The sequence below is a fragment of the Fictibacillus sp. NRS-1165 genome (genome assembly GCF_050468105.1).
Classification (GTDB): Bacteria; Bacillota; Bacilli; order Bacillales; family Fictibacillaceae; genus Fictibacillus_C; species Fictibacillus_C terrinigri.
Genome location: NZ_JBDPNU010000027.1, coordinates 1 through 24,723 on the forward strand (window position 1 = coordinate 1; position 24,723 = coordinate 24,723).

Annotated in this window: 19 protein-coding genes and 2 pseudogenes; 10 read left to right on the forward strand and 11 right to left on the reverse strand. The window is 47.3% G+C overall.

Features of this window, described 5'->3' with window-relative positions; genetic code table 11:
* Positions 1 to 213: 213 nt before the first annotated feature.
* Positions 214 to 774: a peptidoglycan-binding domain-containing protein gene (locus ABHN01_RS13790; protein WP_290398024.1), complete on the reverse strand. Its 561-nt coding sequence runs from the start codon at positions 772 to 774 to the stop codon at positions 214 to 216.
* Between the two features lie 274 nt (positions 775 to 1,048).
* Here ABHN01_RS13790 and ABHN01_RS13795 point away from each other — a divergent pair, with 274 nt between their 5' ends.
* Positions 1,049 to 1,456, forward strand: coding sequence for a hypothetical protein (locus tag ABHN01_RS13795; protein WP_429876029.1), 408 nt, complete (start codon positions 1,049 to 1,051; stop codon positions 1,454 to 1,456).
* Positions 1,457 to 1,519: 63 nt separating this feature from the next.
* On the opposite strand, the gene ABHN01_RS13800 is transcribed toward ABHN01_RS13795, so the two are convergent.
* Together ABHN01_RS13800 and ABHN01_RS13805 are read right to left on the reverse strand one after the other, a co-directional pair.
* Positions 1,520 to 3,277, reverse strand: coding sequence for a glycoside hydrolase family 3 protein (locus tag ABHN01_RS13800; protein WP_429876030.1), 1,758 nt, complete (start codon positions 3,275 to 3,277; stop codon positions 1,520 to 1,522).
* Positions 3,274 to 4,137, reverse strand: coding sequence for an endonuclease/exonuclease/phosphatase family protein (locus tag ABHN01_RS13805; protein WP_290398021.1), 864 nt, complete (start codon positions 4,135 to 4,137; stop codon positions 3,274 to 3,276). Before ABHN01_RS13805 ends, ABHN01_RS13800 begins: the two co-directional genes overlap by 4 nt.
* A gap of 284 nt (positions 4,138 to 4,421) precedes the next feature.
* Here ABHN01_RS13805 and ABHN01_RS13810 point away from each other — a divergent pair, with 284 nt between their 5' ends.
* Together ABHN01_RS13810 and ABHN01_RS13815 are read left to right on the forward strand one after the other, a co-directional pair.
* Entirely contained in the window at positions 4,422 to 4,619 is a 198-nt protein-coding gene (locus ABHN01_RS13810; RefSeq protein ID WP_290398020.1) for a hypothetical protein, read from the forward strand.
* 241 nt (positions 4,620 to 4,860) lie between these two features.
* Positions 4,861 to 5,967, forward strand: a complete 1,107-nt coding sequence (locus tag ABHN01_RS13815) for a tetratricopeptide repeat protein (RefSeq protein WP_429876031.1) — start codon at positions 4,861 to 4,863, stop codon at positions 5,965 to 5,967.
* Between the two features lie 40 nt (positions 5,968 to 6,007).
* Here the strand turns inward: ABHN01_RS13815 and ABHN01_RS13820 are convergent, their stop codons facing one another.
* The 3 genes from ABHN01_RS13820 to ABHN01_RS13830 all read right to left on the reverse strand — a co-directional run bounded on the left by ABHN01_RS13820 (position 6,008) and on the right by ABHN01_RS13830 (position 9,787).
* Positions 6,008 to 6,322 (reverse strand): hypothetical protein, encoded by a 315-nt coding sequence (locus ABHN01_RS13820; RefSeq protein ID WP_429876032.1) that lies wholly within the window; start codon positions 6,320 to 6,322, stop codon positions 6,008 to 6,010.
* Positions 6,323 to 6,718: 396 nt separating this feature from the next.
* Positions 6,719 to 8,071, reverse strand: a complete 1,353-nt coding sequence (locus ABHN01_RS13825; protein WP_429876033.1) for an amino acid permease — start codon at positions 8,069 to 8,071, stop codon at positions 6,719 to 6,721.
* A gap of 123 nt (positions 8,072 to 8,194) precedes the next feature.
* A complete protein-coding gene (locus ABHN01_RS13830; protein WP_429876034.1) occupies positions 8,195 to 9,787 on the reverse strand; it encodes a long-chain-fatty-acid--CoA ligase in 1,593 nt (530 codons plus the stop codon).
* Positions 9,788 to 10,444: 657 nt separating this feature from the next.
* Here ABHN01_RS13830 and ABHN01_RS13835 point away from each other — a divergent pair.
* Positions 10,445 to 11,173, forward strand: coding sequence for a Bax inhibitor-1/YccA family protein (locus ABHN01_RS13835; protein ID WP_290398015.1), 729 nt, complete (start codon positions 10,445 to 10,447; stop codon positions 11,171 to 11,173).
* A 152-nt stretch (positions 11,174 to 11,325) separates the two neighbouring features.
* On the forward strand, positions 11,326 to 11,508 hold the full coding sequence (locus ABHN01_RS13840) for a hypothetical protein (RefSeq protein WP_429876035.1): 183 nt from the start codon (positions 11,326 to 11,328) through the stop codon (positions 11,506 to 11,508).
* 57 nt (positions 11,509 to 11,565) lie between these two features.
* On the opposite strand, the gene ABHN01_RS13845 is transcribed toward ABHN01_RS13840, so the two are convergent.
* Together ABHN01_RS13845 and ABHN01_RS13850 are read right to left on the reverse strand one after the other, a co-directional pair.
* Positions 11,566 to 14,613 (reverse strand): efflux RND transporter permease subunit, encoded by a 3,048-nt coding sequence (locus ABHN01_RS13845; RefSeq protein WP_429876036.1) that lies wholly within the window; start codon positions 14,611 to 14,613, stop codon positions 11,566 to 11,568.
* Positions 14,614 to 14,961: 348 nt separating this feature from the next.
* Entirely contained in the window at positions 14,962 to 15,705 is a 744-nt protein-coding gene (locus ABHN01_RS13850; RefSeq protein WP_290398012.1) for a Cof-type HAD-IIB family hydrolase, read from the reverse strand.
* Between the two features lie 263 nt (positions 15,706 to 15,968).
* Here ABHN01_RS13850 and ABHN01_RS13855 point away from each other — a divergent pair, with 263 nt between their 5' ends.
* From ABHN01_RS13855 to ABHN01_RS13875, 5 genes and pseudogenes are all read left to right on the forward strand, one after another.
* The gene (locus ABHN01_RS13855; protein WP_429876037.1) at positions 15,969 to 17,366 is read left to right on the forward strand and encodes a sigma-54 interaction domain-containing protein; all 1,398 of its coding nucleotides are present in this window, start codon (positions 15,969 to 15,971) and stop codon (positions 17,364 to 17,366) included.
* 151 nt (positions 17,367 to 17,517) lie between these two features.
* Positions 17,518 to 18,858, forward strand: a complete 1,341-nt coding sequence (locus ABHN01_RS13860; RefSeq protein ID WP_429876038.1) for an aspartate aminotransferase family protein — start codon at positions 17,518 to 17,520, stop codon at positions 18,856 to 18,858.
* 24 nt (positions 18,859 to 18,882) lie between these two features.
* Positions 18,883 to 20,258, forward strand: a pseudogene (locus tag ABHN01_RS13865) (NAD-dependent succinate-semialdehyde dehydrogenase).
* Positions 20,259 to 20,303: 45 nt separating this feature from the next.
* Entirely contained in the window at positions 20,304 to 21,701 is a 1,398-nt protein-coding gene (locus ABHN01_RS13870; protein ID WP_429876039.1) for an amino acid permease, read from the forward strand.
* 117 nt (positions 21,702 to 21,818) lie between these two features.
* Positions 21,819 to 21,986, forward strand: a pseudogene (locus tag ABHN01_RS13875) (DinB family protein); the annotation flags it as partial.
* Positions 21,987 to 22,264: 278 nt separating this feature from the next.
* On the opposite strand, the gene ABHN01_RS13880 reads toward ABHN01_RS13875, so the two are convergent.
* Genes ABHN01_RS13880 through ABHN01_RS13890 form a run of 3 tightly spaced genes read right to left on the reverse strand, consistent with a single transcriptional unit; the run spans position 22,265 to position 24,715 of the window.
* Positions 22,265 to 22,798 (reverse strand): helix-turn-helix domain-containing protein, encoded by a 534-nt coding sequence (locus ABHN01_RS13880; RefSeq protein ID WP_429876040.1) that lies wholly within the window; start codon positions 22,796 to 22,798, stop codon positions 22,265 to 22,267.
* A gap of 13 nt (positions 22,799 to 22,811) precedes the next feature.
* Positions 22,812 to 23,753, reverse strand: a complete 942-nt coding sequence (locus tag ABHN01_RS13885) for an oligopeptide/dipeptide ABC transporter ATP-binding protein (protein ID WP_429876041.1) — start codon at positions 23,751 to 23,753, stop codon at positions 22,812 to 22,814.
* A complete protein-coding gene (locus ABHN01_RS13890; RefSeq protein ID WP_290398005.1) occupies positions 23,750 to 24,715 on the reverse strand; it encodes an ABC transporter ATP-binding protein in 966 nt (321 codons plus the stop codon). The genes ABHN01_RS13885 and ABHN01_RS13890 overlap by 4 nt, the downstream gene beginning before the upstream one ends.
* Positions 24,716 to 24,723 lie beyond the last annotated feature (8 nt).

Consider the following 24,723-nt stretch of genomic DNA (forward strand, 5'->3'; position numbering starts at 1 on the left):
AATTTCTTTCGTCGTGAACTCACCGCTGAGTTTGTCTTTGACCACAGCCCATTTGGTCTCGCTTGAATATCTGTTTTTGCCCATGCAAAAACACCTCCGATAATAGTACTTGTTTTTTCATTGTACCAGTTCGAAGGTGTTTTATATTGTCTCACTTATTTAGGTTAGCTCAGGCCTCTAAACGAGACTGGCAAGCTTTTTTTTGAATTGGAATCAGTCATGCAACACTTTATCAAGAAGGATTCTCGTGTCTGCATCAAAAATACCGGTATCTTTTAACTCAGGATATTTCTTTTGGAACTTGAGAACCGCAGCTTTTGTTTTGGGGCCGTAAATTCCGTCAACTGTAAGCCCAGATCCAATCTCATTAAGCCCTTTTTGAAGAATGCGCACCGCTTCTCCCTTGCTGCCTTCCTTCAAAACGATCTCCGGAAATCCGAAGGAATTGATTTTTTCCGAAAGGGCAGCATGCGTTTTCTTTCCATAAATGCCGTCTGCAACTAATTTAGCACTCTTTTGGAATTTGATAACGGCACTCTTTGTTTTTGAACCGTAGATTCCGTCAGTTTTCAACCCGGCATTCACCACTTTATTCAACGCCCATTGCAAGACTTTAACGTTTTCTCCTCTGTCTCCCACTTTCAGCACACCTGATTTAGGCAGTTGAAAAATAGAATAATCGGGCTTTTCTTGTGCTCCAGCTATAGAAGGCACTCCCATTAGCAAAGCTGATGCCGTCAACACTGATACCGTAATTTTTTTCCATGGTTTCATAACAAGACCCTCTCCTTTAGACCCTCGTTTTTTTATAAATCATTTTTGATTTACACCTCATTAGTCGTCACTTTAAACCAGAAGTTACAAAGAAAACAATATTTTCAAGTCCAAATTATGGTATAATATTCAGAATAAATAGAAAATTAGAAGGAAGTGATTTCGTGAGCCTATTCGTTAAGCAAAAGAAAACATTCACTGTCCTTGCCCTTCTATTGTTCAGCATCGCTGGATCGCCTGGTACTATATCTCAGCCACATCCGATTCCGAACAGGTGGAAGCCGCCGGAACAGGACAAGCCTCCGCTGAACCCTACTCTCAAATCATCGCTTCTTTTCATCAATACTACAACAAGACCCTCTGCTATGATGCCGATCACCGCATCAACTGGCGTGATCAGCAAGAACATGCACGCCAGCTCGTAAGCAGGATCAAAACCCTGCACGTGAAAAATAAAAATATAGAAAAGGACCTGCACAATGCCAAAGACCTGGCACAAGAGGTGACATTATCCAAGGACAGAACAGCGCTTGTCTATCTTCATCGGGTCTTTCATGACCTTGATAAAGCGGTCAATCATTACAAACAAAAAGACAGCTTCGGGTACACCTACACGGGAACAGGCAAACGCTGGTTCGGCGGCGGAGTCAATAAAGTGGAAGGCTATATCGCTAAAAATTAAACAATCGTTCAAATGAAAAGAGCTTGGAAACCCTGCATCCCAAGCTCTTTTCGCTTCATTTAATCAGTAGCTTAATCCAAAACCGAATGGATATTTCCCTGGAATCGTTATCGGCAGCTTGCCGCCTGGACTGATTTCTCCAGCTAAAGCTTTCGCAAGGGACCTCACCGATACATTTTGATTTCCATAGGTTAAGATATTGGCCGTAACGTCCGGCAGCGCCATAATGTCGTACGGATTTCGCATGGAGGCTAGGACAACCGGCTTACCCGCTGCTTGCAGAGCTTTTACAAGGTTCTGCTGAGCACTGTTCGTGTTAGCTGTATAAGCGGTGACTACGACGAGATCCTTGCCGGCCATTTGATGCACTGCACTCGCGATCTCGGCTGCAGTCGGACTGGCTGCGGTTGCAAACCCGCTCGCCGTTAATCCTTTCCCCTTCAAGGCTGACGCCAGTTCCAATGGTTTGCCGAGGGACGGTCCGGTCACAAGCACCTTATCTCCCTGCTGAATCGGCAGTGTATGGTTCTCATTTTTGATCATCGTAATCGATTGATCCGTCATGTTCTCCGCTTTCTGAAGATTTTCAGGCAAACCGATTTGGCTGATCGCATCCGGCTTCACATACGGTTGGTGGAACAACCCACGCTTCATCTTTGCTTTTAGAATGCGGGCCACCGACTGATCCAGGCGTTTTGCGGAAATCTCTCCGCTCTTCACCGCATTCAACAGCCCGTTGTAGGCAACATCAACATCCGGCGGATTTAAAAGAATGTCTGCACCCGCTTTAAACGCTTCCACCGGGACACGGTCAGGCGGCACAATATTCGCTCCTGACATGCCAAGGCTGTCGGTGATAATCAGTCCCTTGAACTTCATCTTTTCACGAAGCAGTCCAGTCAGAATCGGCTTGGATAACGTAGCGGGCATTCCGGAATCATCGAGCGCCGGTACAACAAGATGTCCGGTCATGATCGCATCAATCCCTGAGTGGATGGCAGCTTTAAACGGCTTCAAGTCAACTTCATTCAGTGTCTTCAAATCGTGGTTGATGATGGGCAGACCGGAATGGGAATCTACATCGGTGTCACCGTGGCCCGGAAAATGCTTGGCGGTCGCCATCATGTTCTGCTCCTGATATCCTTTCACCTGGGCGACACCCAAACGGGAAACAACGTCCGGGTTTTCAGAAAACGAACGAACACCGATAACCGGATTGTTGGGATTCACGTTCACATCCAGATCCGGAGCAAAATTCAAGTTAATGCCAAGGCTTTTCAGTTCAAGACCCATGATGCTGGCGGACTGTTTGGCATAGTCTGCGGATTGAGCCGCAGCCAGTGCCATGTTCCCAGGGAAAACGGTGCCTGGCTCCGTTACACGCGCCACAACTCCACCCTCCTGGTCAGTGGAAACGAACAGCGGAATCGGCATCCTTTGTTTCATCGCTGCTTTTTGAATATCATTGGACAGCTTGTTCACTTGGGCTTTATTCACCGAGATGCCGATATTATCCGTCCAGTTGAAATAAATGACGCCTCCCAGATGATACTTCCCAATTGCTTCCACGAAGTTTTTCGCTCCGCGTTTCTGTTTGATGTTGGTTTGTTCATAGGCCGGGTCCTCAGCCGTTTTGCCATACACATGAATGATAAAGACCTGGCCTACCTTCTCCTCCACCGTCATGTGCTTCACGATACGTTTGATCCAGCCCTCTCCTTTTCCATGCTTCCCCGGGCTTGAAGCGCCGAGTGACTGGCTTGGAAAAGCCATCATGAAGGCCAGAACAATGAATAAAACACGTACGAACTTGCTCGTCATCTTACTCCCTCCTTATATTTTAACGGCCGCGGTATGGCTAGATCAGCAATAATGGGACGGTGGTCAGATGCAAGTGTGCTGGTAATATACGAAGAACTTGAGCGGATACGCGTTGAGGTTAGGATGTAGTCGATCTTGGATGAAGGATGGTTCGCCGGAAAAGTCAGCCCGAGTTCTGTGCTGTTCCATGTATCATGAAGAGTGCTGAAAAGGGGCTTTAGTTCGGGCGCATTCGGCTGAGCGTTCATGTCTCCGAATAAAATTTTCTGGCGGGAGCTCTCCTTCAATATGGAAAGCATATCGTTCACTTGCATAGCCCGTACGGCTGGATCCGCACGGTAATCAAGGTGTGTAGAGTAGACATGGAGCTTGATCCCTTTAACATTGATCAAGGTCTGGGCAAAGCCAGGTGCAGGAGCTGGAACTGGGTTGGGGACTTGCGTAGACAGTCTTGTAATCTCCCGGTTCACTGCCCTCACAATGGGATACTTGCTCAATACGCCTACCCCAAACTGGCGGTTTGGCTCTCCGGCATTGAGCGGCGGCAGATCATAAATGGGTGCGAAAAAGTAATGCATATGAAGCTTTTCAGCAAGGAGTTTCATATCGTCTTCAAACAAACTCCGGCTGCCCCAATGAACATCGACTTCCTGAAGCCCGATGATCTCCGCCCCCGACTGGCGGATCACTTCAGCCTGGGCGTTCAAATCATATACATTCCCCATGCTGTTTCCGTAGTGCAGGTTATAGCTCATCACACGGATTTTCACGCTGTGTTCGCTGGACGCACTGACGGCCAATGGGGCAGTGATTCCGGCGAAGAGAATAACCAGCAGCATACAGGCTGCTAACTTTTTCAAGTTTATTCCTCCTTTCTTTTTCATTCCTTTCCTTTCCTAAGATGTCATTTAAAGGGTATTCTTCTGCTGAAAGGTTGTCTATACCACTATGAGACTATCTTTTTGGTTATTTTTTTAACCGCGCCGTCTGAGAACAAGAACAAAGGAAAAATTAGTAAAAAAGTTATGTAAGAAAATTTTGTAAATTGCGACATTTTACCCAATGCAAATTTAAAAATCTTTGCTATTATTGTTGTAAATTGTAAGATATTGTTGAAGACAAAGGAGGCCGGGAGCGTTCGATTTTGAAATCCTGTACCGAGGAATCTTCAGCAGAACAAACAAAACAAATAATATTGAGGGGTGTCAATATGAAGAAAATGACAAGTGCTCTTGTAGGTATTGCATTGGCTGGTGCTTTATTGATTGGTGGCTATATCGCGGATCATTCAGCAGTTACGAATGCGGAACACGGTAAGACATTTTCTACGACAAATGGGTAACTTTCGAGTTGCAGGTTTGCACACCCAGGCCTTAACATAAAACAGCAAGAGGGAAAGAGAGCGATCTCCTTCCCTCTTTTTTATGACTTGCCGACCAATCTCCCTTGTCTAGTAAAAAATTAGGAGAAAAGTTAGGTTAAAATTTTCAGTTAATTACGACAATTTACTCAATCGGAAAGATAACGATTATGCTAAGATTGTGTTAAATTGTAAATTTATGCTAAAGGGTGGGGCGTACGCTATGGAAGTAGAGCTGACGAGTACGGAACAGATGACTCAGCTGTTAAACAGCTGGTATCGTGAAATTCTCTCACAAAACCTCGTAGAATCCCGCAGATTGAAGTTGGAAATTGACGAAAAGATTGAGAACATGGAAATCGATCCTACACAGACCCTCTTTATCTACTACTCTTTGTTAAGCTTCAGGTATCAGCTTCTGGTCAATGATCTTTGGGAAGCGCGGTATACCTTGAACAAATTGGTTGAAGAGAAAAAAAGGGAAACAGACGATTTTTTATCCTATTACTTTCACTTCTTCAAAGCGATCTATGCCACAGACACCGGGAACTATCTCGAAGCCAAGCTGCACTATCAGCTGGCTGAAAAGATGTTAAACCAGTTTCCTGATGAGATCGAAAAAGCGGAATTCAACTACAAAGTCGCTACCTTTTATTATCACATACGTCAGCCACTGCTCGCCGTCCGCCACGCCATCAAGGCAAAAGAATACTTTGAGAACAAATCCGGCTATGAAGTGAAACTCGCCGGCAGCGAAAATGTGATCGGTCTCGCCTCAACCTCATTAAAACAGTTTCGGGAAGCCGAGCACCATTTTCTATCTGCGTTGGATATCCTTCGTGCATACAGCCTGAAAAAAGAACCGTTCGAGCTCAAGATCCGCTACAACCTCGGCCTTTTATATGCAGAGCAAAATCTTTCTGAAAAAGCGATCGCCCTATTGACCGAGGTATTTGAAGACAAAGAGACCGACTACAAGACGACCTTCCTGATCGCACGGGAACATGTGAAACTCAGAAACCATGACATTGCCGATGACTGGATCATCCGAGGGCTGAAAATGGCCCGTGATGCTCAAAACGAGGAGTACATCCACCATTTCTCCATCCTGAGCGAATACAACCAGTCCTCCTCTGCTGAGCAGCTGGAACAGACGGCCGCTGCAGCCTTTCCCTATTTTGAATCCGTCCAGCTATGGGGATATGTCCAGGACTACGCCGAAAAGCTCGCCTCCGAGTACTACAACTCTGAAAATGATAAGAAGGCGAGCAAATACTTCCACATGGCTTATACAGCCAAACAAAAATTACTGCATGAGACAAGCAGCTGACAAGTGTCCGCTGCTTTTTTCGTGATCAGGCTTGCGATCTTCAGGGGCCGGTTCCTGCTGATACGACATAATAGCCCTTTTTATTCTTCTTCACATAGAAAATGGCAGGGGTCATTCCGGTATCACTACTAAAATCATGCCAAGTGACTTTATACCTCTCACCATGGTCTTGATCTCTTCCCCTGCTCGTCATTCTTGCAACGAAACTTTGGTAGGGATGGCCCTCCTTCACCAAATAATTTCGTATCGCAGATTTTTGATTGGTGTCGTTGTGGATCACGGGAGCCAGTAATGGAGGAATAACGAATAAAAGAACGATTAAGAACAATGCCCATAAATAAAACTTTCTTTTCAAATGACACCCCCCTTGCCATTCCGTTATAACCAAATATTGGAAGACAGGATATGCTTTTGACAAACTTATCTCTGTTAAATTTTAAATTACTGAAATTTATAATAACCGTTGAATTCATGATAAAGAAATTAGCTGCCGCCCTTCAGATTTCCTTGCATTCAACCGATAAAAATTGACTGCATCAACTGTTCCATAGAGAAATTTCACAGCAGAAAAGTACAGTTTCATTCACACCCCTCTTTTGTCTTCATATTACGATTTAGTGTTTAAAAAAAGGTTCCCCATAATGATAGAAAACCTTCTTTTTATGGGTCAAATTCAGATTTTCGAGTGTTTCCTTTTTCATTCAGGATAAAAAAAAGCAGCCGGCTGCAAGGCCAGCTGCTTCTTTTTGTATTAATCGATCGACTCTTTTTTGGAACCTTTACGTAAGAAAGCGAGTAAAGTAATAACGGCCACAATGATAAGACAGACCGTTGTACCGATAATGTTATCTTTATTGAACAGGAAGAAAATAAAAATGACCGATAATAGCACAGCACCGAGAATTGTCGTAAAAGGAAAGCCTCTCACCTGGAAAAATGGCTTTTCCTCATAATGCCGGCGCAGCTTTAACTGTGCCAGACAGATCGCAATCCAGATCAGAAGAATGGTGAATCCAGGAATGGTCATCAAATAGCCAATAATCTTTTCAGGTGTCATATACGCGAGAAAGACCCCGATTAGAATACAGATGGATGTAATAATAATGCCGTTGATCGGAATACCCGTTTTGGACACCTTCAGCAGCTTTTTAGGCGCTTCACCGCTCTGTGCCATTGAAAAAAGTGTTCTGGAAGTTGCATAGATCCCTGAGTTTGCTGCTGATAAAACGGCAGTTAAAAGAACAAAGTTCATGATGTGCCCTGCTCCAGGGATTCCTGTAATATCGAAAACCTGAACGAACGGACTTTCAGCGAGGGATACCTTGTTCCATGGCATTAAACCACAGATGATCAAAATGGGGAGAATATAAAAAATCACAACTCTTCCCACTGTCCCTTTAATCACTCTCGGCAGCACTTTTTGTGCATCCTTCGTTTCGGTCACTGCTACCCCAATCAGCTCTGCCCCTCCATAGGAGAACATGACGATTAAGAACGCGCTCAACATACCGCCGATCCCGTTAGGAAAGAAACCGCCATAATCGGTATAGTTGCTCAAAGGCTGATCAATAGAGCTGGGAATCAGTCCAAACAGGATACATGCCCCTAAGATGATAAAAGCTGTAAGCGCAACGATCTTAATTCCCGCAAACCAAAACTCAATCTCACCATAATACTTTACTTGAAATAAATTGATTCCAATAATAAAGACTGCGCAGAACAAGCTTAACAGCCATAACGGCACTGAGGAAAACCAATACTTCAAAAAGCTTCCCGCAGCCAATATTTCAACAACCGTTACAATGCCCCAGTTCACCCAGTAAAGCCAGCCAACAATAAATGAAACCCGATGGCCAAAGGCTTTGTAAACGAGATTCTGAACATTTAAATTAGGATAGACAATGGCCATTTCAGCCAATGCTGTCATAACGATGAATAATAATGCCCCGCCTAATAAATAAGCTAATGCGACACTCGGCCCTGCCAAACTGAGCGTGTCTGAGCTCCCTTTGAAAATACCCGTTCCTATCATCCCTGCTAACGCGATAAATTGAACGTGACGCGGCAATAACCCCTTTTTTAAATCCTGATGATCTTTTTTCATGCTGCCCCTGCCTTCCTCTAGCATTGAATTACCATGAAACGCGTTAAACGCTTAAAGTGCCATTATACATATTTTCAGAGAAATACACCATTTGTATTTATAACCAGTCACGATCAAAACCTGCTAGTTAACGAGCCGTCCCTTATCCTTCCAGTACTCTTTCCTCAAATGCACCTTCTGTATTTTGCCAGAACCGGTCTTTGGCAGTTCATCCGCAAAAACGATGATCGTCGGCGCCTTAAAGTGAGCCAGACGGCTGCGGGCGAACGTGATCAGTTCGTCCTCACTCGCCTCATGCCCTTCACGGAGGACAACGACCGCTTGCGGGGTTTCTCCCCATTTTTCATGCGGCACTGCGATAACTGCTGCTTCAAGAACCGCAGGATGGTCATACAGAACACCCTCGACTTCAATGGACGAAATATTTTCCCCGCCTGAAATAATAATGTCTTTTTTCCGGTCGGCAATCTCAATGTTGCCCTCCTCATCCACGACCGCCATATCCCCCGTATGGTACCACCCGTTTCGGATCGCATGGCTCGTTTCTTCCGGGTTGTTCCAGTAACCTTCCATGACCGTATTGCTTCGGACGACGATCTCACCGATCTCCCTGCTGTCGTGGGCCACTTCATCTCCGTTTTCGTTGACGACCTTCACTTCACTCCCAATAAATTCGTATCCCGCTTTCGCTTTTAAACGGTACTTCTCTTCGTTCGGCAAATGAGCCTGCGTGTCCCGGATCATGGAGGTCGTAATCAGTGGAGAAGTTTCTGTCATGCCATACACCTGGATAAATTCCCAATTCAACTCTTCCTCCACCCGCTTCACAAAGGCTGGCGGCGGTGCGGAACCGGCAATGACAACCCGCAGCTCCTGTGCCGTTTTTACAGCTTCCTCCTCATTTGCTGCATATTGCAAAAGGCTGTTCAGAACGGTCGGTGCCATGTGCATCACCGAAACGCCATGCTCCTTCATTTTTCTAAAAATCTCTGCAGGCATTACTTTATTCAAGAAAACCTGTGTGGCCCCGTTCGCCGTATAGTAAAAAGGAGAGCCCCAGCCGTTGACATGGAACATCGGAAGCACATGCAGCAGGACATCACGGTCAGAAACACGCAGGTGATGCATGGATGTAAGCGCATGCAAAAAGTTACTGCGATGAGACAGCATTACACCCTTCGGCTTGCCAGTCGTTCCGCTCGTATACAAAAGCGTCGCCAGGTCGTTCTCATCCATCTCCGGACGATCCACCGCTGCGGTATCGAACTGGTCCAGCCATTTCTCATAGGCGATCAGCCCATCCTTATCCTGTTCAAGACCGTGAACAATGATCTCCTCCACTGCAGTTAACTGATTACGCACCGGCTCGATCTGGTTCACCAGCTCATGATGAACAAAGAGCACTTTTGTTCCACTGTGATTCAGTATGTATAAATAATCCTCCGGAGTAAGCCTCGTATTGAGCGGGACCATCACCGCTCCCAGCTGCAGTACGCCGTAAAATCCTTCATACATCTCAGACGTGTTCGGAGCAAGGTAACCCACGCGATCTCCTTTTTCAATGCCAGCTTCCTGCAGCCCCCGTGAGAGCTGGTTAACCCGTTGATTCACCTCATAATAGGTATAGGAGTGCTTTTCTCCAATTATTGCAGTTTTTTTTCCATACAACTTTACCGCACGATCAAGAAATTGAGGCAAAAGCATTGGCACATTCATCGACTGATCCCCTCCACAAATCAAATAATTAGAAAGTTTAGTCTAATTATATCACAGTCTGTTATATAACAAATAGGTTATCCTGGCAACCCGCCCTTTGAGTCTAGGGCAGACGCGTTACTTGCGGTTCGACATGAGTTACTTGCGGAAACGGGGCTGTTACTTGCGGTTCGACAGGGTTTACTTGCAGAACACATCATTTTCATAAAAGCGTCCCCGAATCTGCACCGGCAAACCATACAAAAAACCACCCAGTTCTACTGGATGGTTTTCCCCGACCGCTAAGTGCTTGCCTTCAATTTCATTACAAGCTCTCTCACCTGCTCAGGCCTTGCACATTAGGATTTGAACAAAAATGAATGGATTTTGAACATAAATCGGTATTTTTGAACGATTAACCTAAAAAATCGAACCTAAAAACAACTAAGCAACGGTCCAACACCTAAGATGAGCAGCTTTGGCACCCCTCTTCCAAACATATCAACTGAAACCAGCTAAAAAAACCCGCGTTTCCGGTTCTGTCTCGTGAAATTTACTCAATATGATTTACTTTCTTCTCAAAAAGCCCATAAAAAAGCCCCCAAACACCTTTCTTTTGCTAAGAAAGGTTTAAAAGAAGCACGTCTATAGTATAGTTTAGTAAAAGGAGGTTACGTGATGAGGAGTTCTAATCCTAGTTTAAAAGACTCCGCGTTTTCCAAGCTAAAAGGCCAGGGGATGGATCATCCTATGACACTTCAGGGAACGGTGAATAAAACGTTCATCCTGCTCGTTTTGTTATGTGCCACAGCCTTTTACACGTGGAATCAATATTTTGATGGGAAACAAGTGGCGCCGCTTCTGCTCGCAGGAGTCATCGGAGCTTTCATCGTTTCGTTGATCACCATTTTTGTTCCAAAAGCATCACCGTTTTTAGCACCTCTGTATGCCATGCTGGAGGGTCTTGCCCTCGGCGGCATCAGTGCCATGTATGAAGCAAAATTATCAGGCATTACGACGCAAGCGGTTCTGCTCACGTTCAGCGTGCTCTTTGCGCTTTTGATCGTGTACAAATTGGGCTTGATTAAAGTTACAAAAAATTTCAGGCTTGGCGTCATGGCGGCGACTCTCGGTATTTTCATCGTTTATCTGGTTGATTTTGTTCTTCGATTTTTCGGACTGCATGTTCCTTTTATCCATGAAACCGGTGTAGTCGGCATTATCATCAGTCTCGTCATTGTGGGTGTAGCCGCTCTCAACCTCGTGCTTGATTTTGATTTTATTGAAAGAGGCGTGGAACAGAGGGCGCCAAAATATATGGAATGGTACGCAGGATTCGGATTGATGCTTACACTCGTCTGGCTATATCTCGAAATGCTCCGCCTGCTTTCCAAAATCAGAAATTAAAAAAACCTGCTGCGGCAGGTTTTTTTGTTATCTTGCTTGAGTTCTGATTGAACAGCTATCGAGTCCCTCTTCATCCCTTCATTGCAGCAAAGACAATGATTGGTATTATATAGTTATAAGACAACCCCTACAGAAAAGAGGCGATATTTTTGGTGTCTTCCTTTGATTCATTTGACCGGTACGTCCTGCCTCATTTCCCCATCCTTATCATTGGGGTATCACTCGTGTTCGTATATGCCGGTTTTTTATATTACAGAGCCAAGGCCCCGGGGATGGCTTTTGTGTTTCTCATTCTTGCTGTGCTTGGTGTGGTCATCGCCAATATCTACAAGTAATGGCTTCCTGTCAAAAGGAAAAAGCCAGTGCCCGATCGGCACTGGCCTTTATCAAGATTACATGCTCTCCTTCAACGGCTGAGTTTCTTGGGACATTTTGATGCGTTGGCGTTTTGACTTTCTAAAATGAAGCAGCTCGTAGAAGACTGGAACGATAACAAGCGTTAAAATAGTTGCGCCTGTGAGCCCTCCAATAACAACGACGGCCAGTGACTTGGAGACAAGGCTGCCGTCCTCGGAATGAGCGAACAGAAGCGGAAGCATGGCGAAAATGGTAGCGACCGCTGTCATGATGACCGGGCGGAGACGTGTACCGCACGCTTCGATGATCGCGTCCCGAATGATCATTGTTTCTTCGTTCTGCTTCACTCGGTCGATCAGTACGATCGCGTTCGTGATGACGATACCTATCAGCATGAGTCCGCCGATCAATGCAGTCGGATCAGCCGGTACTCCTGAAATCAGCAATCCGAGAACCGCGCCGATGGAAGCCAGCGGCAGTGTCATTAAAATAGAGAGCGGCGCGCGGAACGTTTTAAACGTGATCACCATAATCAGGTACACGATTAAAATGGAAGCAAGCATCGTGAGACCAAGGTCAGCAAAATCGCTGGATTGCTGCTGTGCAGCTCCGCCCTGCTCCATGCTCACGCCTTTTGGCAGATCGACCTTTTTCACTTTTTTATCGATAGCAGCTGACAAGGCGGACAGCTTCTCAGGCTTTACTTCTGCAGAGATGCGGATGTAAGGTTTGCCGTCTTTATGAAGCTCCGTGCTCGGTTTGTCTTCCACAGTAATCTGAGCCACTTTGGAAAGCGGCACAATGCCTTGCGCTGTCTGGATGGAAAGATCCTTCAGATCAGACGCCTTGGAAGGATTGATCCCTGAATCCAGCATGATTGGCGTTGTTTTCCCATCAAAGGTGATGGAACCGATCGGCATCGGCTGGATGAGTGAAGCGACCTGATGTGCCGCTTGCTCCGTGTTCATTTTCTCGGTGTTCACTTTAACTGTATAGACAGGAGCGGTCTTATCCTGGTTGCTTGAGACCTTCTTCACTCCGTCCACTTCTTTTATTTTGCTCATCAGTTCTTTAGAGGTGCTTAGAAGCTCATCAGGATCGTTTCCACTGATGTCGTAGGTGATTTCAGAACCTCCGGAACCCCCTCCGAACATGGAACCGGCAGAAGCCGTAATGTTTACTCCATTCTCTTCTTTCTTCGCTTTATTTACACTCTTAATAAAGGTATCAGCGTTTGCATCTTCTTTCATGACGACTGTGAAAGTAACGGTATCCGGATTGCTGACGCTGCCGTATTTCGCTTCATCTTCACTGGCTCCGTACTGGGTGATCAAATAATCATATCCCTTAAAAGCCGACAGCTTATCTTCAAAGGCAAGCATACGCTGTTTAATGGTTTCTTCAGGCGCGTTGCTCGGAAACTCCATTTTTACGGAAACCATACTGGCATCCTTCGCACTGATGGCCCCCTTCGGCAGGGAAATGTACAAGCCGATGGAACCTACAAGCACGGCCACAGCAACAATGATCGGGACGTACTTATGATTCAGCGACCATTTTAATAGATTCAAATAGCGTTTTGGTTCAGAGTGGGCAGGAAGCTTCATGTTCTTCAGCATGCCCTGGCTCAATAACGGAACGACGGCCAATGCAACTAAAAGTGAAGCAAGAAGTGAATATGTCACCGTGAGGCCGAACGGCAATAAGAACTCTTTCAGTGAACCGTTGACAAGCCCCATTGGCAGGAACACTGCTACGGTGATCAGAGTCGACGACGTAATCGCACGTGATACTTCTGCAGTAGCCTCCAGAACATTTTCTTTTGTAAAGGCTTTGTTCTGGCTTCGCCTGAAAATATTTTCGACGACAACGATGCTGTCATCGACAAGGCGTCCAACTGCTACCGCCACTCCTCCAAGCGTCAGGATGTTCAGCGTAACGCCTGACAGCCAGAGCAGCAAGAGCGTGATGGCAAGAGAAAGCGGGATGGACACGATGGTCACTAATGTAGGCTTTACCCTGCGCAAGAAGACAAGAATAACGATCGTCGCAAAAAGAGCACCAAGAAGCACTTCCTTCATCATGCTGTTTACAGAGTTTTCAACCATGTCACCCGTTGTAAAAACAGTATCTGCTTTGACACCAGGGTAGTCTTTGTTGATTTCCTTTACGACAGCCTTCACATCTTTACTGGCGGTCACCGCACTTGAACGGTTTTCTTTAAATACGGTGACAGCCATGCTTTCTTTTCCATTGATGCGCAGCACCGTATTTTCAGTGCTTTTGCGTTCAAGCGTTGCGATATCTTTTAATTGAACGACTGGTGCTGTTGGATTCATGGATTGAACCGGAACGGCCAGTTTTTCCAGCGCACTGATGGATGTTAGATTATCCGTCACATTGATCGTGCTTTTCTTCCCGTCAATCGTTGCCCCGCCGGCAGTAACTGAAGCATTCTGCCCTTGAAGAACGGTCATCACACTGTTGACGGGAACCTTCTTTTCTTTCAATTTCTTCGTATCCAGCTTCACTTCCACACTCGGTGTGCTCTCACCAAAAATACTGGCTTGGGCAAGGCTTTTCTTATTTTCGAAAAGCGGAAGCAGATTCTTTTTCGCCTTTTCCATATTGGCCTTTGTCAGACCATCATCAAAGGTAAAGGAAACCTGGCCGATCGGAATCATGGAGGTGTTCAGCTGAGACACCTGCGGTTTCCCGACGGTTTCAGGAAACTGGAGAGAGCTGACGGTTTCAGAAACCTCTCGTTTTGCATCCTTCATGTTTGTTTTTGAATCAAAATTAATCGTAATCTGAGAATATCCATCACCAGTTGATGACAGGACCGAAGACTTGCCTTTAACACCTGCAACAGCCTGTTCCACTGGTTCGGTCACTTTGTCTGTCATGGATCCTGCGTCATATCCTTGTGCGAGCGTCACGACACTCACCTGTGGATTGTCCGCTTCCGGCAAAAATTCCATCGGTAAGCGGAAATAGCTGACCACACCAATAATAAGCGCAATAATGACCAACAGTGTGACCGGCGCTTTATTGCGAAAAGCCCAATTTGTTATAAACTGCATACGTTTCCCACCATTCCCCATTTTGATTAGTATAGAGCTGTCAGAACAAACAAACCCTGGTTGCACCTTCCTCCCCATATGTATGACGGACTGTCTGCTGCTTTTGTTCGAAATTTAAGGCAGACTAAAAGCCCATATACAGTATACTTACATTTTAAGGATATATAAACCAAAAAAAGTAAATATTCCTGTAAGATTTTTCATAATCCTATCTTACTGGCCTGCCCGGTTTTCTGAAATGTACCCTGGCTGTATTTCCAAATAAGACTTAAGGCGTATTTCGCTGCAATTACCGACTGGCAGCCGTAAAAAAAACCATCCAGACAACGTCTGAATGGTTTTCCCATTTTAAAGCACCCAATGCCGGATCGCCTGAGCGACACCATCTTCCACGTTGGTGCCTGTCACCCAGTCGGCAGCGTCTTTTACAACATCCTGCGCATTGCCCATCGCCACGCCAATCCCAGCTTCTGTAATCATCGCGATATCGTTCAGGCTGTCTCCCATCGCAATGACATGGTCCATCGTGATGCCAAGATCCCGGCACACACGGTCGAGAGCCCTCGCCTTGTTGATTCCGACTGCATTGACTTCGATGTTCGTCAGGCTGGAATTGCTGATCTCGAGCTCCTTGTTTTTCGCCAGTTCTTCGAGAACGAGTTTACGAACCTCGTCATCAGCAATGTTGAAGCCGAATTTCAGCCATTCCATCTCTGCGCAGTTTTCCGGAAAGGTTTCACGCCACACTTTATCGGTCGAAACCGCCCAGAACTGTGCGCTGTGCTTTTTCGTTAGCTCCATCATCGCCTCGATATGATCGTTATGAAGCAGCGTTCGTTCAATAAGGTTTCCGTTGCTGTCCCATACCTCACTGCCGTTCACCGTCACAAGATATGAATTCAGTTCCAATGATTTAGCATAATCACGGCACGTCATGAGCGACCGGCCTGTACTGAGGACCACATGGACGCCCTCCGCCTGCGCCTCCCGTATGGCCATCCGGTTCCCTTCTGAAATCTCCTGCTCATCATTCAACAACGTTCCGTCCATATCCAGGGCAATAAGCTTTATTTCTTTTTGTTCCACTCCCACTCATAACATCCCTTTCTTCGTTTCGCTACCCACAGGTTAGCACAATATCTTTATTTTTTCTTATCTTTGACCTTACTACGCTATGAAAAAAGCCAGAAATACATTCTTCATTGATATGTATGCTTGGCTATGTGAGGTTACGATCGATTCGACAAGGATTACTCGCCAAACACCGCATTTTCATAAAGGTCACTCGTAATCTATGTTATCCTAATTAAAAATTTATCAGAATAATGATGCATTTGGTCAGGGAGAGATAAGGTATGAGTGAGAAACTAAGGCTGCTGGAGCTCGAAATCGAAGGAATCATCAACGAATCAGGGGAAAACATCATCATTACCGACAGCGAGGGCATTATTTTGCGTGCCGTAAAAAACAGCGAAGAGATGTACGGCATCGCTTCGGAAGAGCTGGTTGGATCATCTGTTAAAGAACTGGAACAGAAAAAGATTTTTAGTCCGTCTGTAACACTCAGTGTGCTGCAGCAGAAAGCACCCGTTACTTTTATGCAAAAAACAGCGACGGGGAAAATCATCATGACCCGCGGCGTGCCAATTTTTAATGAAGAAAAAAAGATTACGAGGGTAATCAGCTTTTCGCATGATATGACGGAGATTGAAGAGCTGAAGGGCAAATACGAAAAACTGCAGCAAAAGATGGAACAGTACGAGACAGAAATCGAGCAGCTGCGTGAACGTGATCGGCTTCCTTCTGAAGTCTTTATCAACAGCAAGGCGATGCAGACCGTATGGAGCCTCGTGAATAAGGTGGCAAAAAGCGAAGCGACCGTTGTTCTTCACGGGGAATCAGGCGTTGGAAAAACCGTTTTCGCGAAGGCCCTTCATAACGGCAGTCACCGAAAAGGCAAGCCGATGATCGAAGTAAACTGCGGGGCCATCCCTGAGAGCCTGTTTGAATCGGAGATGTTCGGTTACGAGGCCGGAGCATTTACCGGAGCGGCGAGCCGTGGAAAGATGGGCCTTATCGAGCTTGCCGACCAGGGGACTCTTTTTCTCGATGAGGTCGGTGAACTTCCTCTATCGATTCAGGTCAAATTACTGAAGGTGCTTCAGGAAAAGAAAGTAACACGAATGGGAAGCACGAAGAGCCGCACGGTCAACTTCCGGCTTGTCGCAGCAACAAACCGTGATCTGCAGGCGATGGTAAAGACAGGGACCTTCCGGGATGACCTTTTTTACCGTCTGAATGTCGTGCCGATCAGCATTCCCGCGCTCCGTGAACGAAAGGAAGATATCCATCAGCTGACGGAAGCGTTTTTGCAAAAATTCAACGAGAAATACGATACCGATAAAACGATGCACCCATCCGCTCTGAAAGCGTTCTGGCAGTATGATTGGCCAGGGAACGTGAGGGAGCTCGAGAACCTGATAGAACGTCTTGTCGTTACGCTTGAAAATAAAGTCATCTTGCCGGACCATCTTCCGTTTACCGAAAAAGCTGAGGAAAAACGCATAGAGAAGTTCGAGACGCATGGCACATCCCTTCAGGAATCATTGGAACATGTAGAAAGAAGCTGGCTGCTTCAGGCATACAAGGAATGCAAATCCACGTATGAGATGGCGGAGTATTTGGGGCTAAGCCAGCCCACTGTCGTCCGTCGTCTTAAAAAATACAACATCGATTCAAAAACGAATCAATAATTCAAAAACGAATCAACATTACGATTATTTCATTCATAATTGAATCAGATCCACGCAAACCCCCGTCAAACCGTTTGGCACGAAACTTGCAACTATATTTCGAAAGCGCTTATAAATCAGAAAAGTGAGAATTTACTGGCAAAGGGTGGTTATGATGGAGAATCAAAAATCCTATGAACAATTGGCAGAACTTGATAAAAAGCATTTTTTGCATCCGACGACTTCAATCAAGCAACAGCAGGCCAGCGGCCCTGATTTTATTTTAACGAAGGGTGAAGGTGTCCGATTGTATGACTTAAAAGGGAGATCTGCCATCGACGGCCTCTCTTCCCTTTGGAACGTGAACATCGGACACGGACGCGAAGAAATCGCTCAAGTCGCCTTCGAGCAGATGAAAACACTCGGCTACAGCTCTTGCTTTGCGACCTTCAGCAACGAGCCGGCGATCAAACTTGCAGCAAAGCTGGCTGAAATTGCACCAGGAAACTTAACCGCTACCTTCTTCACATCAGGCGGTTCCGAATCCAACGATTCAGCTTATAAACTCGCCCGCCACTACTGGATTTTAAAAGGGCAGCCGAAACGCAAGAAGATCATCTCCCGCTCACAGTCCTATCATGGAGTGGCGATGGGAGCAACAAGCGCCACAGGCCTTAAGCCATTTCGTGATTTCACAAATTCGCTCGCACCCGACTTTCATTATATCGATCATTTTTCACCACAGGCACTCCGCGACAAAATTCAGGAAGAAGGACCGGAAACGATCGCTGCGTATATCGCGGAACCGGTTCAGGGAGCTGGCGGCGTGCATATCGCACCGGAAGGCTATTTTAAAGAAATCAGAAGCATCTGTGACGAGTTCGGCATCCTATTTATCACGGACGAAGTCATCACCGCGTTCGGCCGCACAGGCACGTATTTCGGAATCGACCACTATGACGTTGCACCTGACATGATGTGCTTCGCGAAAGGAATCACAAGCGGTTATGCCCAGCTTGGCGGTGTCATGATCTCGGAAACGATGCACAAAGATTTCATCGAACTGTCAGAAGGAACGCTTCTTCATGGCTACACGTACAGCGGACATCCGATGGCTTGTGCGGTCGCATTGAAGAACCTTGAGATCCTCGAACGGGAGAACTTAATCGATAATGCCCGAGTCATGGGTGAAGAACTGCTGAAAGGCTTTAAACAGATCCAGTCTGAACGTTCGATCGTCGGTGACGTCAGAGCCCTCGGACTAATTGGGGCGGTTGAACTCGTCAAGAGCAAAGACACAAACGAACGATTCCCTGAGCCCCTCGCGCCGAAAGTATTGGCCGAAGCGGCGAAACGCGGACTCATCATGCGTTCTGTTGTGTTTGATAACCAGGATACGCTCGTCTTCGCCCCGCCGCTGATCATCAATAAGCAGGAAATCGGTGAGCTCATTCAGATTTTAGATGAGGCGATCGAAGCGGTTGAAAGCAAAGCCGTTTCTGCATCCAACTAGACACGACAGGAGGAATTTCATTTCATGCAATCACTGATCGAAGTAACCAACCCGGCAACAAACGCCGTCGTCGATACCGTTCCGAACGGAGGACGAAAAGAAGCTCTTGCCGCAGCAGATGCCGCTTATGAGGCATTCAAAAGCTGGTCGAAGCGGACGGCTGAAGACCGTGCGGAGCTGCTCATGAAATGGTACCAGCTCATTGAGGAATCCAAACAGGAACTGGCCGCCCTTATGACAAAGGAACAAGGAAAACCGCTAAAAGAAGCGGCAGGCGAGATTACGTACGCCAACAGCTTCATTTCCTGGTATGCGGAAGAAGGCAAGCGGGTGTATGGGCAAACGATCCCCGCTTCCCATGCTGACAAGCGGATCCTCGTGCAGAAGCAGCCCGTTGGTGTCATCGCCGCGATTACGCCATGGAATTTCCCGGCGGCTATGATTACAAGAAAGGTGGCGCCCGCACTTGCTGCCGGATGTACGGCCGTCGTCAAGCCAGCGGAACAAACACCGTTAACGGCCATCCGCCTGGCGGAACTTGCAGAGAAGGCGGGCATTCCAAAAGGCGTGCTTCAGGTCGTAACCGGCGACGCAGCTGAAATTTCAGACGCCTGGATGGAGGACACACGCGTGAGGAAGATCTCGTTTACAGGGTCGACTGAAATCGGCAAACTGCTCATGCGGAAAGCCGCCGATACTGTAAAAAAATCTCGCTTGAACTTGGCGGACACGCTCCTTTTATCGTAATGGAAGACGCCAACATCGAAAAGGCCGTGCAGGGATTGGTGGCCTCCAAGTACCGCAATGCCGGCCAGACATGTGTCTGCACGAACCGCGTGTATGTTCAGGAATCGATCGCCGACGAATTCAGTACTGCTTTTGTAGAAGCGGTCGCTGAGTTAAAAATAGGAGATGGGTTGGAAGACGGAACGGATATCGGGCCGTTAATTGATCAAAAAGCGGTTGAAAAAGTAAAACAGCACACGCGGGACGCAATAGAAAAAGGCGGAACGCTCGCTTGCGGGGGCGATGCTCCAGCCGGATCCCTGTTCATGGAGCCGACCGTCATCACGGGCGCTAGCGATGACATGCTCTGTATGAAGGAAGAAACATTCGGACCGCTGGGACCGATCGCCACGTTCAAAACGGCTGAAGAGGCGATCGGGCGCGCCAACAATACACCTTATGGCCTGGCGGCCTATGTTTATACTGAGAACTTGAGTCAAGCCCTTACCCATTCCGAAGAGCTCGACTACGGCATCATCGGGTTGAACGATGCACTGCCGTCTGTCGCTCAAGCACCGTTCGGTGGAACAAAGCAGAGCGGATTGGGCCGGGAAGGCGGCCATTTTGGAATCGAAGAATATCTGGAAGTGAAATACGTTTCCATTGGCTTATAGCAGTTAGAACCTCGTATCACGATAAAGACAGGGAGGCGAAAACGATTGAAGAATAAAGAAGGACTGCAGCAACAACTGAAAACAAGGCACATCACGATGATCTCCTTAGGAGGCATTATCGGAGCCGGGCTTTTTGTCGGCGCAGGCTCCGTCATCAACGCTACCGGATCTGCAGCCGTCATGTCTTATGCATTTGCCGGCATACTCGTCGTGTTCCTCATGCGTATGCTTGGCGAGATGGCTGCCCGCAATCCGGACAGCGGTTCATTTGCCACCTACTCCCGGGAAGCCATCGGCCCTTGGGCAGGATACACCATCGGCTGGCTCTACTGGTTCTTCTGGGTCATCGTCATCGCCATCGAGGCTGTAGCCGGCGGAGCGATCGTTCACGGATGGATCCCTTCTATTCCGATCTGGACATGGAGCCTTGTTCTAACCGTACTGCTCACCATGACGAACATCTTTTCCGTCAAATCGTTCGGTGAATTCGAATACTGGTTTGCACTGATTAAAATCGTCGCGATCTCGCTCTTCATGGGGATCGGCCTAGCCATCATCTTTCATTTGTTCCCGGGCATCAAGTCTCCGGGCACAGAAAACTTGTTCGGAAGAGGTGGCTTTGCGCCAAACGGTTTAAGCTCGATCTTCCTTGGTGTAGCGACGGTGATCTTCGCCTACTTTGGAGCTGAGATCGCGGCCATTGCGGCTGGCGAGTCAAAAAATCCAAAAAAGACGATCCAAATCGCCATCAAAAGCGTGGTCTGGCGTATTCTTATTTTCTATATCGGTTCCGTGGCCATACTCGTCACCCTTCTGCCGTGGAACTCCACAACCGCGCTGGAAAGCCCATATGTAACGATGCTGAAGATGGTCAACATCCCGGGTGCAGGACTCATCATGAACATTGTCGTCCTCACGTCGGTGCTATCGTGTTTGAACTCGGCGCTCTATACGAACTCACGTATGATCTATTCTCTTGCCCAGCGGGGAGATGCGCCAAAAGGATTCCTCAAGCTGAGCAAGCAAGGCGTTCCGGTCCGGGCGGTATGGGCAGGAACCATCGTTGCATTTATCGCCGCCATCTTTAACTTTGTATCACCGGACAAGCTTTTCCAGTTTCTTGTTAACGCATCCGGCGCCATCGCGCTGATCGTGTATCTGGCCATCGCCATCTCTCACATCGTGATCCGGCGGCGGGCGGAAGCGAACGGTGAAGACCTCGAACTTAAAATGTGGCTTTTTCCAGGCTTGTCCTATTTTGTCATCCTTAGTATTACCGTTATCCTCGTGTCCATGGCGTTGATCAGTTCCATGCGCTCACAGCTGCTGCTCACATTGCTCGTAACTGCATTGGTCATCGCATCCTATTTTTTATTGAAAAGAAGAAATGATGCGATCAGAAGCAAATATGAGGAGAAGTCAGCAAGCCCTATGATGGATTGAATGATAAACCCCGCCCTTTTGCTAGTTTGCTAGCAGGGAGTGGGGTTTTTACTCGTTTTTGGATGGAGGAGTTTTTGCTCGTTCCGTTTAATGTCAATGACAGAAAGGAGTGGCGGCATGAATTTTAGGATGAAGGAAGCGATTGAGGTCCTGGAGCGTACCCCGCAAACGCTCGAACACTTTTTATCCGGCTTATCGTTTTGCTGGCTGAAATGCAATGAGGGCGAAGGAACATGGAATGCGGATGAAGTCATCGACCATCTCATTGAGGGCGAGAAAGTGAACTTGAAAGTCATTCTTTCTGGTCCGGCCATAAGTTTGTCTATAGAAATCATCCAAGCTATAGCTGGTTTTTACGGGGCTATAATTACAGAGCCTGTGACATTGACGATTTAATAATGACCATCTTGGGTACTGTCATCGGATGATTACTATTTAAGCTGCTGCAAGTTTTCTGGGTCAATCAGGCTTGCTGATCACCAAAAAAGATATAAAGACACAACTGCAGTACATTTACGTTAAAGAACGGCCGCTGGTTAACAAGCGGCCGTTCTTTTATTCTTCTATACCGTCGTCATCGCCCAAATGGACACTGACATTCTCTCCCCGGGGTTGATATAACGGTGAGGCGTTATACTCGGGAAGTGAATACTGTCTCCTTCATGAAGATGAATCTCTTTTTCTCCTAAAATCACCTTCAGTTCCCCCTTCAGCACGATTCCGCATTCGTGGCCCTGGTGTGAAACAAGCTCTGCTTCGTTCATTTCCCCCGGCTCGATCTCGACCATCAGGAAATCGAGTTTTCCGCCGCGATTGGGCGTCAGTTCATGGTATCGTACCTTTTCATCAGACAACTGAATCAATCGCCGCTGATTTTTCCTTACAACAAGCTCATCTTCTTCTGCACCTTGAAAAAAATAATGAAGAGGGACGCTCAGACTGCTGCAGATCTTCCAAAACGTACTGACCGTGGGGTCTACAAGCCCCCGCTCAATCTGGGACAGCAGACTGGAGCTTAATCCGGTTTGCACCGCAAATTCCTGCAGCGTAAAGTTGCGCTGCTTTCGTAATTCTCGTAGCCGTCCTCCCTGAATCAAACACATCCCTCCTCTACTTTTTCAGATGACAGGCAAATCCATGCTCGTCCGTTTCGTTTCGATAAGCTGGTGCCTTAAGGCAGGCCTCCATACGGTAAGGACACCGATCATAGAACACACAGGCTTCATGACCCGGTTTTACCTCTGAAGGGTTTGCAAAACCCAATTTTCCTTCATCCGCTGACTCAAATAGACCAGGCAAAGAAGAGAGCAAAATTTTCGTATAAGGATGACGCGGCCGCTCGAAAAGCTCCGCGGATGGCCCCATCTCCACGATCTGCCCTTTGTACATGACGGCAATTTGATCGCACATGTACCGGATGACCGACATGTTATGTGAAATAAAGAGATACGTCAGCCCTCGTTCTTTCTTCAGATCTTTTAGCAGATTCAGCACTTGTGCCTGCACCGATACGTCCAGTGCGGAGGTCGGTTCGTCCAGCACGATAAACGCAGGATCAGTGATGAGCGCACGGGCAATGGCAATCCGCTGCCGCTGGCCTCCGCTGAACTCATGCGGATACCTGTCAAGGTGTTCGGCTTTTAATCCAACCCTCTTCACGAGAGAAATAAGGCGCAGGCTTTCACCTTTCTCCTCTCTCTGCTTGTTGTCCAGTGCCAGCAGCGGCTCGAGGATAATATCTTTTACGCGCATCCTCGGATCAAGCGAAGACTGCGGATCCTGAAACACGGTCTGGATTTCACCTGGACGGGGGCGTTTAAATTTGTTCTTCTTCCATAACGGATTTCCTTGATAATGGATCGTTCCTTCTGATGGCATTTCCAAGCCGATGAGCATCTTGCCCAGTGTGCTCTTACCCGAACCGGATTCACCGACCAGTCCGAGAACACTGCCCTTTTTAACAGAAAAATTCGCGTTACTGACCGCCCGTATCACATGTTGTCCTTTAGAAAACGACTTCTCCACTTTTTCGAATTGAATGAGTGTGCTCAATGTCTTGTCCCCCTTAGCCAGCAGGCGGCTGAACGGTTGCCGGATACCGGCTCAAGCGCTGGTGCAGAAACACTGCATATATCCATGGCTTTGCTGCATCTGGAGGCAAAGGCACAGCCGACGGGGCGGTTTTGCAGATCCGGAACCTCACCTGGAATCGCTTGTAACGGCTGTCCGGGATCCGCCCGATCAGGAAGTGCGTGCAGCAGGGCTTCTGTATACGGATGAGAGGGTGCGTTCAAGACCGCTTCCGTCTTCCCTTCCTCCACCACTTCACCCGCGTACATGACCATCACCCGATCGCACACCTTGGACACAACGCCCAGATCGTGTGTGATCAAAAGGACAGACGTCCCTCTTTTCGAGTTCAGCTCTTTGATCAATTGTAATATCTCCTGCTGAATAGTCACATCCAGAGCGGTCGTCGGTTCATCCGCAATCAGCAGGTCAGGAGGCGCGGACATCGCAAGGGCGATCACGATCCGCTGGCGCATGCCGCCGCTCAGTTCAAACGGATACTTTTTCGCCACAAGCTCCGGATCATGGATGTGCACCTCCCTTAACGCTTGAACGGCAAGCAGGTTTGCTTCTCTTTTTGAAACCTCCCTGTGCCGTTTGATCACTTCCGCGAGCTGATTCCCTACCTTCATCGTCGGATGCAGGGCGGTCATCGGCTCCTGGAACACCATGCCGATTTTTTTGCCCCGGAGGCTCTGCATTTCCTTTTTACCAAGGCTAAGAAGATCTCTGCCCAAATAGGAGATCTCTCCTTTTGAGATATGGGCATTGGAGCCGAGCAGACCAAGAATGGATAAAGCAGTGACCGATTTTCCTGATCCCGACTCGCCTACTACTCCTAAAATTTCTCCTTTATGAATCGAAAGGCTGACATTGCGGAGAGCCTGCACCTTCCCTCTCATACCTGTAAAATCGACGCATAAATCTTTCATCTCCAATACCATGATGCGGC